Genomic DNA, 16,644 nt, shown 5'->3' on the forward strand with positions numbered 1-16,644 from the left:
CAGGGTTAAGAAAGGGTTAGATTTTCTGAAAAGATTGTTACAACAGAAGGGACACGCCTAGATCCAACTAGGGATCCTAAAGGCGCAAAAGGAAATGCTTCTAGAGGGGTTGCAGGCCTAGCTTCTCGAGCAAAGCCGCATCGGCGGCCGAGCCTGGGTTAGGCGTGGTCAACAACTTTTCGCCGGTGAAGATGGAATTGGCGCCTGCCGAGAAGCACAGCGCCTGGTCGCTCTCGGACAGGTTTTTCCGCCCTGCCGAGAGCCGGATCTGGGCTCTGGGCAGCAGCAGCCGAGCCGTGGCGATGGTGCGCACCAGCAGCAGCGGATCGGGAGGGGGAAGCTGGCCCAGGGGCGTGCCAGCCACCGGCACCAGCGCGTTGATGGGTACCGAAGTGGGCGGCGGCGTCAGGTTGGCCAAAACGTGCAGCAGGGCGATGCGGTCTTCGTCGGTCTCCCCAAGGCCGACAATGCCGCCACAGCAGATCTGCAGGCCGGCTGCCCCCACATGGGCCAGAGTCTCCAGGCGATCCTGGTAGGTGCGCGTCGTGATGATGCGGGGGTAGAACTCCGGCGAGGTGTCCAGATTGTGGTTGTAGGCCGTCAGCCCTGCCGTCGCCAACTGCTGCGCCTGAGCAGCCGACACCATCCCCAAAGTGACACAGGCTTCCATCCCCAGCTCGCGCACCGTGCGCACCATCTCCAGCACCCGCTCAAACACCTCCCCTTCCGGGGCTGACCGCCAAGCAGCGCCCATACATAGCCGGGTGGCACCGGCTTTTTGAGCAGCCATGGCCTGCTCGCGCAGCGAATCCAGGGAGATCAAGGGGTAGGTCTCGATCCCTGTCGAGTAGCGGGCGCTTTGGGGGCAATAGGCGCAGTCTTCCGGGCAGCCGCCCGACTTGATGTTGACAAGGGCGCAGAGTTGAACCCGGTTGGGAGGGTGGTGCTGTCGGTGCACCGCCTGCGCCTCGAACACCAACTGCAGCAGCGGCCGGTGGTAGATTTCGCGAACGTACTCCAGAGCAATGGCCATGCCGGCAATGTCCAAAACTCCCTAAAAGCTTGCCAGCGCTCTTAGGTTTGGTTAGGATAAGGGGTCTGTGCTTTGAGAAGGCGAACCCGTCTCGCTTAGAAACTCAACAATGATAACCGCAGAAGCAGTGGCCAAAGGCCCTATCAGCCAATTTGTTGAGCATCACTTTCGCCACTTCAACGCCGCCGCCCTGGTGGATGCCGCCAAGGGCTACTCTGCTCACCTGGAAAAAGGCGGCAAGATGATGGTGACCTTGGCCGGCGCCATGAGTACGGCGGAGCTGGGGCTCTCCCTGGCCGAGATGATCCGCCAGGACAAGGTGCACGCCATCTCCTGCACCGGCGCCAACCTGGAGGAAGACATCTTCAACCTCATCGCCCACGACTTCTACGAGCGGGTGCCCAACTACCGCGACCTCAGCCCGCAGCAGGAGCAGGAGCTGCTGGAGCGGCACCTGAACCGGGTAACCGACACCTGCATTCCCGAAGAAGAGGCGATGCGGCGCCTGGAAAAAGCTCTGCTGGAAGAGTGGATGGCTGCCGACCGGGCCGGGGAACGCCACTTCCCCCACGAGTTCATCTACCGCATCCTGCGCAGCGGCAGGCTGGAGCCCTACTACCAGATCAATCCGCGGGATTCCTGGGTTTACGCGGCCATGGAGGCCAACTTGCCCATCTACGTGCCGGGCTGGGAGGACTCCACCACCGGCAACATGTACGCTGCCCACTGCATTACCGGTGAGATCCGCCATGTCCATACCGTCCGCACGGGCATTGAGTACATGATCCAACTGGCGGACTGGTACACGCGCACCTCGGCAGAGTGCTCCATCGGCTTCTTCCAGATTGGCGGCGGCATTGCTGGCGATTTTCCCATCTGCGTGGTGCCCATGCTGCACCAAGACCTGGGCCGCAAAGGGATCCCCCTGTGGGGCTATTTCTGCCAGATCAGCGACTCCACCACCAGCTACGGCTCCTACTCGGGGGCAGTCCCCAACGAGAAGATCACCTGGGGCAAGCTGGGGGTTGACACACCTAAGTTCGTCATCGAGTCGGATGCCACCATCGTGGCGCCTTTGATCTTCGCCTGGGTGCTGGGGTGGTAGGGCCGTCTCAGGGCACCTCCCGCTCGGTCGTCCCTGGAGCGGCAGCCAGGGGAAGGTACAGCTGTTTCAAACGGGATGAAGACATTTCGCCCCCCACTCCCAACACAAGGAGAGAGGGGTTGCTGAGGGTCAGCGATTGTCCTTATGGTTCGGGGCGGGGCCATTGGGAGAGCAGAATCGCAGCTTCCCAGCGCCTCATGTCCTGGGCAATGCGCAGGGGGGTAAGGCCGTAGCCGTCCGGCTCGTCAATCTCGGAGCCATGCTCCAGCAGCAGCCGCACCACCGCGGGGTTGCCCGACCAAGCGGCAAAATGCAGGGGCAGGCCGCCGGCCCCGAAGCGGGCGTTCACTTCGGCACCTCCCTCGAGCAAAGCCTTGGTCACTTCAGGATTGCCCAGGCGGGCAGCTTGGTGCAGGGGGCTGGCTCCGCCGCGATCTAACCGGTTGGGATCCGCCCCAGCGGCCAGCAAAAGGCGGGTGTTGAGGCCGCTTTCGACGAAGAACAGAGCCGTCTTGCCCCGCTCCTCGACGACATTGGCGTCTTTCCCCAGCCAGAGAGCCAGTTGCAGCCGCAGCGGGTTGGCGGTGGCCAGGACTTGAGGATCTTCTGGCAGGGAGTACCCGTAGACCCCCAGCCCTCCCAGCAGCAGGGATCCCAGCCCGACACCCACAGCCCACCACCTACGCTCCATGGCCCTACTCCTCAAAGAACAGGATGGCAATCCCTTGGCTGGGCAGGGCCTGGGCCGAAAGCAGCAACGGGTTGCTGAGGGCAGGTTGCGCGGCAGCAGCGGGAAAGAGGCGCAAAAACGCTTCTAAAGGTTGCAGCTCGCATTGGGACGCCTCGGCGGCGGTGCGATACATAGTCGGGATGACCAACTTGGGCTGCAGCGCTTCGATGGCTGCCTTGGCCCCGGCGGGATCGTAGTTTTTCGGCCCACCCCCCACCGGCACCAGCAAGAGGTCAGGGCGAGCCAGCAGGATGTACTGTTCCCGGCCAATGGGCTGCAGGGCCCCCCCCAAATGGACAATGTCGATCCCGGCCATGCGCCAGCGCCAGCCCACGTTGAGGCCAAAGCGGGGGCCCCGCGGCATGCGCACCCCCTGCACGCGGATCCCATCGATGACGTAGTCCCCGGGCTGAAACAACACCCTGGGGTTGCCGGGCACGACGTCCAGGGCCCCTTCGTCGAGAAGGCGGCTGCTGAGCAGCACCAGATCGGCATTAACGCTGGGAGCAGGGTAGCCGGCTGTACAGCCCCCAGGCCGAAAGGGGTTGACCAGAAAGCGCTTGCCCTCCCCCTCGAACAAAACGCAACTGTGGTGCAGCCAGGTCAGTTGCAGGCTCTGGGAGGTGAACTCCAGGGATCCCCCTGGGAAAGGGGCCGTTTGGGCAACCGCCCATTGACCCCCTACGGCGAGGGATCCCACCAGGCTGGCGCTGGCTTGCAAAAGCTGGCGACGCTTCATGGGCACGGGATCCCTGACGCGACGGCGGCAGCCGCTGGCTGGGACGATCCCGAGACATGGAGCTGAGCCAGGCGCAGGAAGTTGCCCAACAGGCGCTTGCCCTCCAGGGTCAAGATGCTTTCTGGGTGAAACTGCACCCCCTGAACGTGAGGATAGCGGCGGTGGCGCACCCCCATGATGATCCCACTGTCCGTTTGAGCCGTCACCTCTAGCTCTTCAGGACAGGTGGAGGGCTCAATGACCAAGCTGTGGTAGCGAGTTGCCGCAAAAGGCCGGCTTAGCCCCTCAAACACCCCCACCCCTTGGTGGTAAATCAGGGAAGTTTTGCCGTGCATCAACTCAGAGGCGCGCACGATCTGGCCACCGTAGACCTGGCCGATGCACTGGTGGCCCAGGCAGACGCCCAGAATGGGCAGCCTTGGCCCCAGCTCCCGAATCAGCTCCAGCGAGATGCCAGCATCCTCTGGCCGTCCCGGCCCGGGGGAAATGACCACCCCCTCTGGCTGTAGCTGGCACAGCTCGGCAACCGAGAGCTGGTCATTGCGAAAAACCCGCACCTGCGCCCCCAGTTCCCCCAGGTATTGCACCAGGTTATAGGTAAAGCTGTCGTAGTTGTCAATAACGACCAGCACGATAGCATCCGGCGACGAGACCCCATTTTATCATTGCCCAGGAGGCTGCTAACCCTCGGCTCGGCATTTAGAGCCAATACCCTGAGGAAGCTTGTATTCTGGAAGGTATAACACATAAGCAGCAGCGAGTTGGCTGGCTTTCCAGATGTCAATGCCGACTTCTTGGATCCCATGAATGCGCTTCTCTCCCCGGCAACCGATTTGCTGGACGAGTTGCGGCAGCTTTTCCCCTTCGAGCTGGACGAATTTCAGATCCGGGCCATTCAGGTTCTGGCGGCAGGGGAATCGGTGGTGGTCTGTGCTCCCACTGGATCCGGCAAGACCCTGATCGGAGAATATGCTATCTATCGGGCCTTGTCCCAGGGCAAGCGGGCTTTTTATACAACCCCTCTGAAGGCTCTTTCCAACCAAAAGTTTCGCGATTTCGGCCAGCAATTCGGCCCGGAGCGGGTTGGCCTCCTCACCGGCGACATCTCCATCAACCGGGAGGCGCCGATCTTGGTGATGACCACCGAGATCTTCCGCAACATGCTCTACGGCACGCCGCTCTCTCTGGCGGTTCAGAGAGGGGCCTACGTCAGTGAGATGGAACCTTGGGAGGATGCGGAGGCCCTGAACCGGGATCCCTTGCGGGATGTGCAGGCGGTGATCCTGGACGAATGCCACTACATGAACGACCAGCAGCGGGGCACCGTCTGGGAAGAAGCGATCATCTATTGCCCCCCCACAATCCAGCTCATCGCCCTTTCGGCCACCCTGGCCAACAGCGACCAGCTCGCCGACTGGATGAACCAGGTGCATGGTCCCACCCGCCTGATCGACTCCAGCCATCGCCCGGTGCCGCTGCAATTTCACTTTGCCAATCGCAAAGGACTGTTCCCCCTGCTGGAGCAAACGGAGTCGGGCCAGTGGGTTCGCAATCGCCGCCTAAAAAGCAAACCCTCCAAGTCCGGCCAGTCCTCCTATGGGGGGGTGCCAGATATGGTGCAGGTGGTGGAAAACTTGCGCCAGCGAGATATGTTGCCGGCCATCTATTTCATTTTCAGCCGCAAAGGTTGCGACCTGGCGGTGGCCGGTGTGGGGAACTTGGACTTAGTCGCCAGCGAGGCAGAACGGCAGCAGTTGGCCGAGCAGATCGACTGCTTTTGCCGGGAAACGCCGGAAGCTGTGCGTCGGGATCAACTGGATGCCCTCTACCGGGGTATTGCCGCCCACCATGCCGGCATGTTGCCCGCCTGGAAGGGCTTGGTGGAGCACCTGTTTCAGCAGGGATTGGTGAAGCTGGTCTTCGCCACCGAGACCTTGGCCGCCGGGATCAACATGCCCGCCCGCACCACGGTCATCTCTTCTCTTTCCAAGCGCACCGATAACGGCCACCGCCTCTTGACCGCCTCTGAGTTTATGCAAATGTCGGGCCGGGCCGGGCGACGGGGCAAAGATGTGATCGGGCATGTGGTGACCTTGCAATCGCCTTTTGAAGGGGCGCAAGAGGCGGCGCGGCTGGCCACGGCGGGGGCGGATCCCTTGGTGAGCCAGTTTACCCCCACCTATGGCATGGTGCTGAACCTGCTGCAAAAGCACTCTTTGGAAGCGGCGCGGGATCTCATTAACCGCAGCTTTGGCCAGTATTTGCTCTCGCTGCAAAAGCTGCCCGAACAACAAGAACTGCAGCAGACGCGCGCCGAGCTGGAAGAGATCGACCGCCTCCTGGGAGATATTTCTGCTGAAGATATCGCCCGCTATGAGAAAATGCAGGCGCAGCGGCGGGAAGAACGGCGCATCTTGCGCTACCTACTCAAACAGCGAGAAGCCGAGCCGGATCCCACCCTGCGCCTGTTGGCTTTTCCCCACATCCAAGCCCAAGAGGAAAAGATCCGCGCCCTGGAAGCTCAAATCCGAGAGAATCCCGCCCACCAAGTGGGGAAAAAACTGCTGGGCCTACGAGAAAAACGGCAGCGCTTGCTCAAGCGCCTTGAGCATCTGGAGCGGCAAAGCGATTCGGTGCAGGAGTTGCGCTGGCAGCAATTTATGGCCTTGGTGGGGGTGTTGCAGGAGTTCGACTGTCTGCGGGAGTATCAACCTACCGCCAGCGGAGAGGTGGTGGCCGCTCTGCGAGGGGATAACGAGCTCTGGCTGGCGCTGGCTCTGCTCTCTGGGGAATGTCAAGGCTGTGCTCCTCATCATCTGGCCGGAGTTGTGGCTGCCTTGGTTTCAGAGCCTCCCCGTTCAGGTACCTACAGCCGGCTGCGCACCTCGGGGCTGGTGGAGGATGTGTTGCATGGGTTACGGGGCCTGCGGCGGCAACTGTTCCGCAGCCAGCGGCAACACCAGGTGTTTCATGTGCCGATTGGGTTTGAGCCCAGCTTGGCCGGGATCGTGGAACACTGGGCGCAAGGGACTCCTTGGAAAACCTTAGAGGCCAGTACCAACCTGGATGCCGGCGACTTGGTGCGCCTGATCCGTCGCACGTTGGATTTGCTTTCTCAGATCCCCTATGTCCCCCATCTGCCGTCAGAGTTGCGGGAAAATGCCCGCGAAGCCCAAAAGATGCTGGATCGCTTCCCGGTCAGCGAGCTGATCTAGAACTAGAATTACTGACTTTCTCTTTTTCAGGGACACAAGTGTAGCTATGCCACTGTTTGCAGAAAGCCTAGCTGCTAACCTTTTGACCAACCCCAGTGTAATCATACTTCAAAGTCTTCAGAAGTGATTGAGCTGCTGGACAGATTCCAGGGGTGTTCATGGATGATACTCTATCTGGGAAAAAAGCCTTTGGGCTTTATCAGAGTTAAGAAAATGAGGTGAGTACAACGTGCCTGACTTCAACTATTGGAAAGATAAGTACAAACATTCCTGGGAGGAGTCTGCAAAGCGAGAGCATAAGGTTGCAAAGCTTCTGGAGTCTATGTCTGATGGCAGAATTCAAGTTGAATTTAGAGGTTTAGGGACAGGCCAGTCAGAGTACCTACCTGGGAACGCAACACAGCATGGTCACGAGAAAGGTGATCCAGATATCTTTGTCGTTGGAACAAACGTGTACCTTGAAATTACTGGGCCATTGACAACCTCGGTCGACGAATATCAGCCTCTGTGGATTAGACCTGACAAGGTTCAAAATGCTCAAAGAAAAAGAGAAGGAGAACATGAGGTTTGGTTAGTGCATCACTTGCCTCGGAACGACTTGTTACGTACGGTAGCGCTCGACACTGAATTTTTTAATGCCTTGCAAGATGGAGAGTTTCCAATCGTTAACCCTAAAATTCGTGGAGCAGAAGAAAAGTATTACTCCATTCCAGCAAACCATCATTGCGTCGGATCAATAGATGTTCTGATTGAAAGACTGACGAGAGGAAGGTAACCCGAACTATACATTAACTAATTCGTAGAGCTAAACTTTACGCTAAATGTTGGCTAATCCAAGAAGAGAAGAAATTGACTACATTGAATCAGGGATCCGTCCGATGAAGCTGACAATGAGGTTTGGATCAGTGGCATTGGTTGTGCAGAGCTCGAACTGGGTTTGGCACTTCTGATGGCCAACTCCGTTAGGTCCATGCCCGACCCCGCTTGCCGTGTCCCACTGTAGCCTGGATCTCAGTGGACTTGGCCAGACTTCCCTGGACACCAAAAAGCCCAGAAGCCTCACCAGATAAGAACTTTCTGGACTTGGGTGGATACCAGTGGACTACCTGATAACGGAGAGAGTGGGATTCGAACCCACGGTGAGTTGCCCCACACAGCATTTCCAGTGCTGCGCCTTCGACCACTCGGCCATCTCTCCAGCGCACAGATTAATGACTTTCCAGCAGAGCTAAAAAGTCAGCTTTGTGATCCTAGCAAAGGATGGCGGTCACTAAGAGGATCCTTTGGCATCCCCAGGCCGAAACATTTGCCGCATCACCTTCCAGCGGGAGCAGCGCCAGTAGTCAACGTGGGATTCGATGAGACCTGCGGGGTTAAGCCGCATCTCTGTCCAGCCGGGGATGCACAGGCGGGGACGCCAGGGCAAAAAAGACAGGGATCCCCTCAGCGTCCACTCGCTGCGGATGTGGTTGCCGCTCTGGTGGATGTCGTGCAGCTCAAGATGGATATCCTGCAGCCAGCGCTCTAGGCTGGCGATCATAGCTCGATAGCGATCCAGGCCGCGAAACTCGTTGAGGGGATCCCGGAAATAAACCTGGGGGTCGTAGATGGAGTAGGTTTGATCCCGAGGAAAGCGGGCGTAATCGGCCCGCAGGATGGCCACCAGGTCGAGGCTGGGCTGAGAAGGGTGGCTCATGCTCTGACCTCAGCGGGAAGGGATACCGTCTCCCCTGGGGCAGGACAGCACAGCCGGATGGATTGGCCAGTGGCGGCGTTCAGGGATCCCAGCTTTTCCCGGAACTCCTCTAGGCTCCCCAGAGGGCGGATCTGGGCGGCAAACCAGCCGTGGTAATCTACCTCTCCCATAGCGGTGGGAATCACCTGCTGTGGGCGCAGGGCGGCCACCACCTGCAGGGCCCGCTCCGGCCCCATGATCACCTCGCCCAAGAGGGGAAAGATCTGGCCTACCACCGGGATCAGCAGGGTGTGGATGGGGGCAAACTCCTGCTGCAGCCGCGGGCGGATATCCGGTTGGGAGAGGTGGGGCTCGTAGTAAAGCCGCGTCTGGGTCGGCAGCTCCTCCAGCAAAAAGCCCAGCTCCCGCACCGGCCCTAGAGGTGCTCCCGGAACCGCTGTGATGCGCAGATCTCCCCACTGCACTGACTGCCAGGGATCCAGGGCCTGCACCCTCTTAAAGCCAAGGCTCCGTGCCACGCGGGCGGCTGTCGGCGCAGCGAAAACCGGGATCTGCCGGTTCAGCCGCTGCAGGGTGGGGGGGTGGCAATGATCCGGCTGGCCCTGGCTGAGGAGGATGGCGTCGAGTTTGGGCAGGGTTTCTGGTGTGAAGGGCGGCACCTGGCGGTGCTCCAGGCGGATGAACCAGGGCAGGCCAAAGAACACCAAGGGATCCACCAGCCACGGATCCAGCAGAAAAGTCTGGGTCTGGGTATGGATTAGCCAACTGTTGAGGTCGATGCGGGTGAGTTTCATGGTGCTACTGCCCGGTGATGGAGAGATCGGCTACCCAAATGCGAGGACACAAACCAGCAGGGGTGATTTGGGGCTCCGGCTCGACGTAGAAAATCGACTGCAAGAGTCCTAGAAAATCCCCCGCTACCGTTGCCGCCTCGATACTGATGCGCTCTCCCTGGCGCACCCACCAGCCCTGAAAGGGCAGGGAAAAGGATCCCTGCAGAGGCTTGACTCCGGCATGGAGAGCCTGCAGCTCGTCAATCCAGACCACATTCTCAGCCGTGGCCAGGTCGTAGGTGCTCTCTGGTGGAGCCCCGGCAAAGACGTGGTAGTAGTGGGCCGCCACCGTCACCTTGGCGCCGATATTGGCATGTCCCGTGGGCTGGGCCCCCAGGCGTTTGGCGGTGCCGGCGCTGTGCAAAAAGTGGGTCAGAACTCCATTGGTGATGAGGGGAACGCGGCGGGTGGGAGTGCCTTCACCGTCGAAGCTAATTGCGCTCACGTTGGTAGGGTGCAAGGCGTCATCACACACCGAGAGCAGCGGCGAGGCAATCTGCTTGCCCAGTGAGTCGGGAGTGGACAGGCTTTGGTTGTCCAGGATGTTTTGGGCGTTGAAGAGATTGGAGAAAGCGCCCAAGAGGCTTAAAAAAGCTTCCCCGGAAAAAACCACTGTGTATTTCCCCGAAGGGATCCGCTCGTACTCCAGGTGGCTGATGAGTTTCTCGGCTGCTTCCTTGACGCAGCCCTGGATATCCAACTCCTCCAGGCTGCGGGCTACCCGCATAGCGCCGGCGCTGCGGGGTTTGCGACCCTCCTGTTCTGCCTTGCCGTAGAGAAAGACCGAGGTCAGGGTGTGGCCCTCCTGTCGCAGAGCCTGGTCGCTGTTGAGGTAAAAGCGGTCGATCTGCCGCTGGGCCAGGCCGTTGTAGGGTACCCCCTGGATGGCGGGATGGGATCCCAGTAAAGCCTTCTCAGCGGCCAGCAGTTGCTCCAGAAGCTCGCTGGCCAGCGCCAGCGGCCTTTTGTCGTTACAGGGCTGGAGAATGGGCAGCTTCGCTTCTGGACTCAATTCGGGTGCGTGTTCCCGCACGCCGAAGTGGCTGGCTTCCAAGGCCGTCTGCAGAGCCAGTTCCAGCCCTGCCTCGTCCACAGCGGTGGTGGAAGTCACCCCCACCTGGCCCTGGTCGTTCCAGGCCCGCACCGTCACACTGCAGCGGTGAGAGGCTTTTACCTGACGGGGCTCCCCCTGCTCCACCTGCACGCTGGTCTCGTCCACCTCGGCTCCGTAGAGATCAAACTGGGGGATCCCCAAACGTTTGGCACAGCTTTGCGCCTGTTCGGCCAAGGCCTCAACTTGCAGCATCGCTACTCCTTCCCTACCGACGGGCCAGCCAGGCGGTCAAGTCCTCCACGCTGTGGAAATCCAACAAAGCTTCCCCTAGCGCCTCCAGCTGCGACGGCGGCAAGGCCCAAATCTGGTTTTCCAAGGCCGGGTCAAGGGATCCCAGCTTCCGCCGCAAAAGCCGCAAAACCAGTGTTGCTTCCCCGTGTTGCAAACCCTGTTGCAAGCCCTGTTGTAAGCCCTGTTGTAAGCCCAGTTGCAGGCCTTCTTTGCGCCCTGCTTCCAACCCCTCCCGCAGAGCTTCTGCCCGCCATTCCTGGTAGATCACCGATTCCCTCATATCCAAGGACCTCATGATTTGCTGAATCAAGCCCCGATCCAATGCTAGTCCTGCCAAAACGGCTGTTGCCGCTGCCAATTCCCGCTGCTCGCTGGACTCTGGCAAGCGCTCCAGCTCAGCAACGACTTCTCGTAAGGTTTCTCCAGGATCCTCCACCTGGCTCAAGACTCGAAAAGGCAGCAGCGCTGGCCAATCGACCCTGGCTGGCAAGTTACACTCCCAGAGGCGAACGACTTCAAACTCATGGCTTAGCCTTTCTAGGCGAAAAGAGGTTTGGAAGACCCGCTGCGAGCGCGTTTTGCGAAGATAAATGACCACCTGCCGCACCGATAGCTGGGGATATTTCCGATAGAGGCGGAGCCGATAGTCGGCCATGCGAAAGGGGATTTCAGGATCCGGATCTGTTTGAAATTCCAGATGCAAAATGCCCTGCTGTAGCCCTAGCAGAATGACCGAATCGGCTCGCATGGGCTCCTCCGACAGTTCTGTGGGCAGAAGCTGTACCGGCAGAGCTACCTCTCCCATCAGCCAACGGGCAAACTGCTCCGGAAAGCGCTCCGCCAGGTACTTGCAGATGTTGTCGTAGGCCATGGGGGATCCCTGAAACTAGCGCCCGCCCACGGTGATGGAGTCCACCTTGATGTGGGGCTGGCCCACAGTAACGTAGATGCTGCCGCTGACAGAACCGCAAAAGCCAGGTGCCAGGCGGAGATCCTTGGAGCACATAGAGATCTTGGTCAAGATATCCTTGGCTTCTCCAATCAGCGTGGCTCCCTTGAGAGGCTTGGTGATTTTGCCATTTTGGATGAGATAGGCTTCTTCCACGGCAAAGTTAAATTGGCCGGTGGGGCCGACACTGCCGCCCCCCATGCGCTTGCAGTAGATGCCTTTGTCAATAGAGGCAAACAGGTCGTCCAGTTCGGCGTCGCCGGGGGCGATGTAGGTGTTGCGCATGCGGCTGGCAGGGGCAAAGGTGTAGTTTTGCCGGCGACCACTGCCGGTGCGGGGATGGCCGGTGCGCATGGAGCCGGCCCGGTCGGCCAGGAAGTTTTTCAAAATGCCCTTTTCAATGAGCAGGGTGCGCTGGACGGGCATGCCCTCGTCGTCCACGTCCAGGCTGCCAAAGGCCCCCTCGGAAAGCCCCTCGTCCCAGGCGGTGAGGTTTTTGTGGGCAATTTTCTGGCCTTTTTTGTCGGCAAAGGGAGTGGTTTTGCGCTCGATCTGGGTCGTTTCCAAGAGATGCCCACAGGCCTCGTGGAAGATGACGCCGCCAAAGGCGTTGGACATTACAATCGGGTAGGTGCCCGATTCCACATAGTCGGCATAGAGCATCTGGCGGGCGGCTTCTGCCAGCTCCTGGCTGTGGGCTACGAGATCCCAGCGGCGCAAAAAGTCGGGATCCCTGGTGCCCCCTGCGCGCTGGCTAACGGAAGCGCGATGATCCCCATCGGCACAGAGCAGGGTAGAACTAACCGACTGGGTAAGGCGGATGTCGCGCACAAAGGTGCCGTCGCTGCAGGCCACCAGGATCTCCTGCCAGTCACGGAAGTAGTTGGTGCGGCGGGACTGAACATGGTGAGCTTGCCGCTTCAGCTCTGCGTTGGCCCGCAGCAGGATCTCCCCCATCTCGGCAAGGGAGCTGCATTCCTTGAGCCAGCCGTCTTTACCGCGGCGCTCGGCGTAGTCCTGGAGCAGCCCTAGGTTGACGGTGGAGACCAAAGCAGCAGGGCCAGGGGGGGTGAGGCCCATCAAGAGCAGGCCTTTTTCTAGGGCAGCTTTGAGGCCGGCAAAGGAGAGATCGTTGGTGCTGACGTAGCAGTCGGCCAGGCCGCGAAACACCCGCACCCCCGCGCCGGTGGAAAGTCGAGGGGTGATGCTGGTGAGGGTGTCGTCTTCCGCCAGGCAACTGATGGAGTTAGCCCGCTCCAGGAAGATCTCCACCAGATCGGCGCCGGCAGCCCGCCCCCAGCCCAAGAGAGTTGCAAGGGGATCCCGCCAGTCCTCGTCAAAGCGCTGCAGGGTGGGGCGGTAGTCGAGGTTGGGCAGTTCTTTGGATAAAAGCAGCATAGTAGGCCGAGAGCACTCAAAAGAGGGAAAGGGCAGGCTAGATGCCGCCATCTTTTGCTCCCTCAGTTTAACAAGACGTAAAGGCTGCCCTTTTGGGGAAAGAGACTCCAAGCTTGACAAGGGCAGAGGAGCGGCCGAAGATCGCTGCACAAGGATCCCTCACCTTGCAATGGCTGCCAAGAAAAGACCCTCGGAGCTTCAGCCCAGCCTATTTGACGATCCCCTAGAGCCACCTGCCTCTGCAACGGAGACGCTTCCCCAATGGGATCAGATCCCGCTCTCGGCTCAGGTGCCCATTCCCCCCGGCACCTATCGGGATCTAGAACAACTGGAGCAGCACTGCCGGGTCTGCCAGCGCTGTGAGTTGGCGGCCAACCGTACCCATGTGGTGGTGCACCGAGGTAACCCTAAAGCCAAGATCGTGATTGTTGGCGAGGGGCCGGGGGAAAACGAAGATCTGCAAGGCCTGCCCTTTGTGGGTAAGTCCGGCCAGTTGCTGGACAAGATCCTGGCCTCGGTGGGGCTCGATCCCGAGCGGGATACTTACATCTGCAATGTGGTCAAATGCCGCCCCCCCAACAACCGCGTACCCACCCAGGCGGAGATGGACGCCTGCCGACCCTATCTCTTGGAGCAGATTCGCCTGGTGGATCCCTGGATCATTTTGTTGACGGGGGCCACTTCGGTGCGCTCCCTTTTGGGGGATAAGCGGGGCATTACCAAGATCCGCGGCGAGTGGATCCAGTGGCAGGGGCGCTGGTGCATGCCCATCTTCCACCCCGCCTACTTGCTGCGCAACCCTGACCGCACCCCCGGCAGCCCCAAGTGGTTGATGTGGCAGGATATTCAGGCGGTGAAGCAGAAGTACCTAGAACTTGCTGGCGCAACGCCACCCCAGCAGGACTTTTGAGCCCACTTTCCCTGTCGCTTACGTGGCCAGCGCTGCTGCCCTCACCCCCAGCCCCTCTCCCAAGGGAGAGGGGGGTATGGGATCCCTAACTTGCAGGCTTGAAGCCGCTCAGCAAGCCAAAGCGCAGCAAGCGGGTGGCATAGGCCCGCCGCATCAGGCCCAGCCCCAGCGCCCCACGAACGGTGACCCAGCCGCTGCGCACCAAAGCCGGGATCCACCGCCAATCGCGAGCCGAGGCAATTACCTCATCCCAAAAGGGGGCCACCCGCTCCGACCAGTCGGCGGTGCGCAACTGCTCGAACCCCACCTCTTGGGCCAGTGCTTCATACTCCGACAAGCTGATGACATAGGGCAGGCAGTACACGTCGTAGATCTGCTGCAAAAGCCGCTGATCCTGGCGGCTCAGGGATCCCTCGCGGTGGCACCAGGTCACCACCATCATCTGCCCGCCCGGCTGCAAGACCCGCCAGCCCTCGGCCAGAAACCGCCGCTTATCTGGCATGTGCTCGCCGCTTTCCAGAGCCCAGACCAGATCGAAGGTGTGGTCGCCAAAGGGCATTTCCAGGGCATCGGCCACCCAAAAGCGCACCCTGTGGCTCAGACTGGCCTCCTGGGCCCGCTGCGTGGCCCGTCGGGCCTGGACAGGGCTGAGGGTAATGCCTGTTACCTCGGCGCCAAAGCGCCGCGCCAGCTCCAGGCTGCTCCCTCCAATGCCACAGCCGAGATCGAGGATGTGCTGAGGGGGTTTAGGATCCCCGATCTGGCCCCATTGAATCACTCGCTCCATGAGATCGATCTGGGCTTGGCGGCGATCCTTGCCGGTCTGGCCCGGCTCATAGTAGCCGTGGTGCATGTGCTCCCCCCACACCTGCTCCCACAGGCCGGAGGAAGCATCGTAGAAGCGGCGGATGCGTTGGTTGAGGGGGGAAGCCATCCAGGTAGGAGCGGGTCGGGATCCCTTCCATTCTGGACGATCTGGCCGTCCCTGCTGGCCCTGGACGCAGCCTGACAAAACCCCGATTAAGCTGGGAAAGTAGGCCCTTGCCGCCCATCCCCCTTTCTTAGACTGCCTTGGCCACCTCGGAATTGGCTCTGGAACAGCTTCTCTTCACCCCGGCCACACCTGCGCCTGACGCGGTGCGGGTCATCTACGCCTTTCCCAACACCTACTCGGTAGGGATCACCAGCCTCGGCTACCAGGTCATCTGGAGCCTGCTGGCCAGCCGCCGCGAGGTGGCGGTTGCCCGCCTGTTTACCGACCTGGCCGAGCCGCTGCCGCGGGATCCGGAGCTGGTGGGTTTTTCCCTGTCTTGGGAGCTGGACTACGTCCATATCCTGGATCTGTTGGAACGACAGGGGATCCCCCTCCAGGCCGAGGCGCGGGAAGAAGCGCATCCCTTGGTTTTTGGCGGCGGCCCGGTGTTGACGGCCAACCCTGAGCCCTTTGCTGCGTTCTTTGACTTGATCCTGCTGGGAGACGGGGAAGGCCTGGTGGAGCAGATGATCCAGACCTATCAGCAGGTGCGGCAGGGATCCCGGGCCGAAAAGCTGCAGGCGCTGGCTCAGGTGCCGGGGATCTACGTGCCCAGCCTCTACGAAGTCCACTACCGCGGCCCCGACGGCCCGGTGGAAAAGGTCATTCCCAAGCGGGACGGGATCCCCAGCTCCATCCGCAAGCACACCTTCCGCGGCAACACCCTCTCGGTGTCCACCGTGGTTACCCCCAAAGCGGCCTGGGAGAGCATCTACATGGTGGAGGTGGTGCGCAGTTGCCCCGAGATGTGCCGCTTTTGCCTGGCCAGCTACCTAACTTTGCCCTTTCGCGCTGCCGACGTAGAAGGGCATCTGATCCCGGCGGTGGAGCGGGGGCTGCAGGTTACCCAGCGGATTGGCCTTTTGGGGGCTTCGGTAACCCAGCACCCCCAGTTTGAGCCGTTGCTGGAGTACCTGGCGCAGGATCGCTTTGAGCAGGTGCGCCTTAGCCTGGCCTCGGTGCGCACGGGCACGGTCACGCCTCGCTTGGCGCAAGTGCTTTCCCGCCGCGGCAGCCAGTCCATTACCGTGGCCATTGAAAGCGGCTCAGAACGGCTGCGCCGGATCGTCAACAAGAAGCTGACCAATGAAGAGATCTTGGCGGCGGCCGCCCACGCCCAGGCCGGCGGACTGAAGGGGATCAAGTTCTACGGCATGGTGGGGATCCCGGCGGAAACCCAGGCCGACCTGGAAGCGACGGTTGCTCTTTTCAAGGAGCTCAAGAAGGCGGCTCCCCGCCTGCGCTTGACTTTGGGCTGTAGCACCTTTGTGCCCAAGGCCCACACCCCCTTCCAGTGGCAGGGGGTGGATCCCCAGGCCGAGAAAAAGCTGCAGTGGTATCAAAAACATCTGCGTCCCCTGGGCGTGGAGTTCCGTCCCGAAAGCTACAGTTGGTCGGTGATCCAAGCCCTCATCTCGCGGGGGGATCGGCGGGTGGCCCGAGTCTTGCAGTTGGCGCGGCAGTGGGGCGAGTCTCTGGGCAGCTTCCGCCGCGCCTTCAAAGAGCTCAAGGGACAACTGCCGCCCTTGGACTACTACGTGCACAGCGACTGGGATCCAGTGGATCCTCTGCCTTGGCAGCACATCGAAGGCCCTCTCACCCCAGAGCGACTGTTACAACATCGCCAGGAAGCTTTTTCGGTTGGCAGCTCTTGAAGG

Annotated in this window: 15 protein-coding genes and 1 tRNA gene; 5 read left to right on the top strand and 11 right to left on the bottom strand. The window is 60.6% G+C overall.

Annotation, left to right across the window (positions count from 1 at the left end):
* Positions 1-100: 100 nt before the first annotated feature.
* Positions 101-1,033 (bottom strand): biotin synthase BioB, encoded by a 933-nt coding sequence (gene bioB, locus NW851_RS07195; RefSeq protein ID WP_414337425.1) that lies wholly within the window; start codon positions 1,031-1,033, stop codon positions 101-103.
* Positions 1,034-1,142: 109 nt separating this feature from the next.
* On the opposite strand from bioB, the gene NW851_RS07200 reads away from it, so the two are divergent.
* On the top strand, positions 1,143-2,138 hold the full coding sequence (locus tag NW851_RS07200) for a deoxyhypusine synthase family protein (RefSeq protein ID WP_414332639.1): 996 nt from the start codon (positions 1,143-1,145) through the stop codon (positions 2,136-2,138).
* A 142-nt stretch (positions 2,139-2,280) separates the two neighbouring features.
* Here NW851_RS07200 and NW851_RS07205 read toward each other — a convergent pair whose 3' ends face one another.
* The 3 genes from NW851_RS07205 to NW851_RS07215 are packed head-to-tail and all read right to left on the bottom strand — an operon-like array spanning position 2,281 to position 4,239.
* Positions 2,281-2,829 (bottom strand): ankyrin repeat domain-containing protein, encoded by a 549-nt coding sequence (locus NW851_RS07205; RefSeq protein ID WP_414332641.1) that lies wholly within the window; start codon positions 2,827-2,829, stop codon positions 2,281-2,283.
* Between the two features lie 4 nt (positions 2,830-2,833).
* A complete protein-coding gene (locus tag NW851_RS07210) occupies positions 2,834-3,607 on the bottom strand; it encodes an MBL fold metallo-hydrolase (protein WP_414337426.1) in 774 nt (257 codons plus the stop codon).
* Positions 3,604-4,239 (bottom strand): anthranilate synthase component II, encoded by a 636-nt coding sequence (locus NW851_RS07215; protein ID WP_414332645.1) that lies wholly within the window; start codon positions 4,237-4,239, stop codon positions 3,604-3,606. Before NW851_RS07215 ends, NW851_RS07210 begins: the two co-directional genes overlap by 4 nt.
* 171 nt (positions 4,240-4,410) lie before the next feature.
* On the opposite strand from NW851_RS07215, the gene NW851_RS07220 reads away from it, so the two are divergent.
* Together NW851_RS07220 and NW851_RS07225 are read left to right on the top strand one after the other, a co-directional pair.
* Positions 4,411-6,822, top strand: a complete 2,412-nt coding sequence (locus tag NW851_RS07220) for a DEAD/DEAH box helicase (protein WP_414337493.1) — start codon at positions 4,411-4,413, stop codon at positions 6,820-6,822.
* 229 nt (positions 6,823-7,051) lie between these two features.
* Positions 7,052-7,597, top strand: coding sequence for a hypothetical protein (locus NW851_RS07225; RefSeq protein ID WP_414337428.1), 546 nt, complete (start codon positions 7,052-7,054; stop codon positions 7,595-7,597).
* A 338-nt stretch (positions 7,598-7,935) separates the two neighbouring features.
* On the opposite strand, the gene NW851_RS07230 is transcribed toward NW851_RS07225, so the two are convergent.
* The 6 genes from NW851_RS07230 to NW851_RS07255 form a co-directional block, all read right to left on the bottom strand.
* A tRNA-Ser gene (locus NW851_RS07230) sits at positions 7,936-8,020 on the bottom strand.
* 72 nt (positions 8,021-8,092) lie between these two features.
* Entirely contained in the window at positions 8,093-8,518 is a 426-nt protein-coding gene (locus NW851_RS07235; protein ID WP_414337429.1) for a DUF2358 domain-containing protein, read from the bottom strand.
* Positions 8,515-9,312, bottom strand: coding sequence for an MBL fold metallo-hydrolase (locus tag NW851_RS07240; protein WP_414332651.1), 798 nt, complete (start codon positions 9,310-9,312; stop codon positions 8,515-8,517). Before NW851_RS07240 ends, NW851_RS07235 begins: the two co-directional genes overlap by 4 nt.
* A 4-nt stretch (positions 9,313-9,316) precedes the next feature.
* Positions 9,317-10,657 carry a TldD/PmbA family protein gene (locus NW851_RS07245; protein WP_414337432.1) on the bottom strand — a complete coding sequence of 447 codons (1,341 nt, stop codon included), beginning with the start codon at positions 10,655-10,657 and terminating at the stop codon, positions 9,317-9,319.
* 13 nt (positions 10,658-10,670) lie between these two features.
* Positions 10,671-11,567 carry an Rpn family recombination-promoting nuclease/putative transposase gene (locus tag NW851_RS07250; RefSeq protein WP_414337435.1) on the bottom strand — a complete coding sequence of 299 codons (897 nt, stop codon included), beginning with the start codon at positions 11,565-11,567 and terminating at the stop codon, positions 10,671-10,673.
* A gap of 15 nt (positions 11,568-11,582) precedes the next feature.
* Complete coding sequence (locus NW851_RS07255) at positions 11,583-13,043, bottom strand: TldD/PmbA family protein (protein WP_414337438.1); 1,461 nt, start codon at positions 13,041-13,043, stop codon at positions 11,583-11,585.
* Positions 13,044-13,332: 289 nt separating this feature from the next.
* On the opposite strand from NW851_RS07255, the gene NW851_RS07260 reads away from it, so the two are divergent.
* Complete coding sequence (locus NW851_RS07260; RefSeq protein ID WP_414337495.1) at positions 13,333-13,953, top strand: uracil-DNA glycosylase; 621 nt, start codon at positions 13,333-13,335, stop codon at positions 13,951-13,953.
* Between the two features lie 85 nt (positions 13,954-14,038).
* On the opposite strand, the gene NW851_RS07265 is transcribed toward NW851_RS07260, so the two are convergent.
* Positions 14,039-14,887, bottom strand: a complete 849-nt coding sequence (locus tag NW851_RS07265; RefSeq protein WP_414337440.1) for a methyltransferase domain-containing protein — start codon at positions 14,885-14,887, stop codon at positions 14,039-14,041.
* Between the two features lie 137 nt (positions 14,888-15,024).
* Between NW851_RS07265 and NW851_RS07270 the strand changes: the two genes are divergently transcribed.
* A complete protein-coding gene (locus NW851_RS07270) occupies positions 15,025-16,641 on the top strand; it encodes a B12-binding domain-containing radical SAM protein (protein ID WP_414332665.1) in 1,617 nt (538 codons plus the stop codon).
* Positions 16,642-16,644 lie beyond the last annotated feature (3 nt).

The sequence above is a fragment of the Synechococcus sp. H55.7 genome, assembly GCF_047462395.1.
GTDB lineage: Bacteria > Cyanobacteriota > Cyanobacteriia > Thermostichales > Thermostichaceae > Thermostichus.

Coding starts and splice junctions, on each gene's coding strand:
- NW851_RS07245 (WP_414337432.1), bottom strand. CDS start 10,657: ATGCTGCAAGTTGAGGCCTTGGCCGAACAGGCGCAAAGCTGTGCCAAA.
- NW851_RS07265 (WP_414337440.1), bottom strand. CDS start 14,887: ATGGCTTCCCCCCTCAACCAACGCATCCGCCGCTTCTACGATGCTTCC.
- NW851_RS07250 (WP_414337435.1), bottom strand. CDS start 11,567: ATGGCCTACGACAACATCTGCAAGTACCTGGCGGAGCGCTTTCCGGAG.
- NW851_RS07200 (WP_414332639.1), top strand. CDS start 1,143: ATGATAACCGCAGAAGCAGTGGCCAAAGGCCCTATCAGCCAATTTGTT.
- bioB (WP_414337425.1), bottom strand. CDS start 1,033: ATGGCCATTGCTCTGGAGTACGTTCGCGAAATCTACCACCGGCCGCTG.
- NW851_RS07255 (WP_414337438.1), bottom strand. CDS start 13,043: ATGCTGCTTTTATCCAAAGAACTGCCCAACCTCGACTACCGCCCCACC.
- NW851_RS07235 (WP_414337429.1), bottom strand. CDS start 8,518: ATGAGCCACCCTTCTCAGCCCAGCCTCGACCTGGTGGCCATCCTGCGG.
- NW851_RS07220 (WP_414337493.1), top strand. CDS start 4,411: ATGAATGCGCTTCTCTCCCCGGCAACCGATTTGCTGGACGAGTTGCGG.
- NW851_RS07210 (WP_414337426.1), bottom strand. CDS start 3,607: ATGAAGCGTCGCCAGCTTTTGCAAGCCAGCGCCAGCCTGGTGGGATCC.
- NW851_RS07240 (WP_414332651.1), bottom strand. CDS start 9,312: ATGAAACTCACCCGCATCGACCTCAACAGTTGGCTAATCCATACCCAG.
- NW851_RS07205 (WP_414332641.1), bottom strand. CDS start 2,829: ATGGAGCGTAGGTGGTGGGCTGTGGGTGTCGGGCTGGGATCCCTGCTG.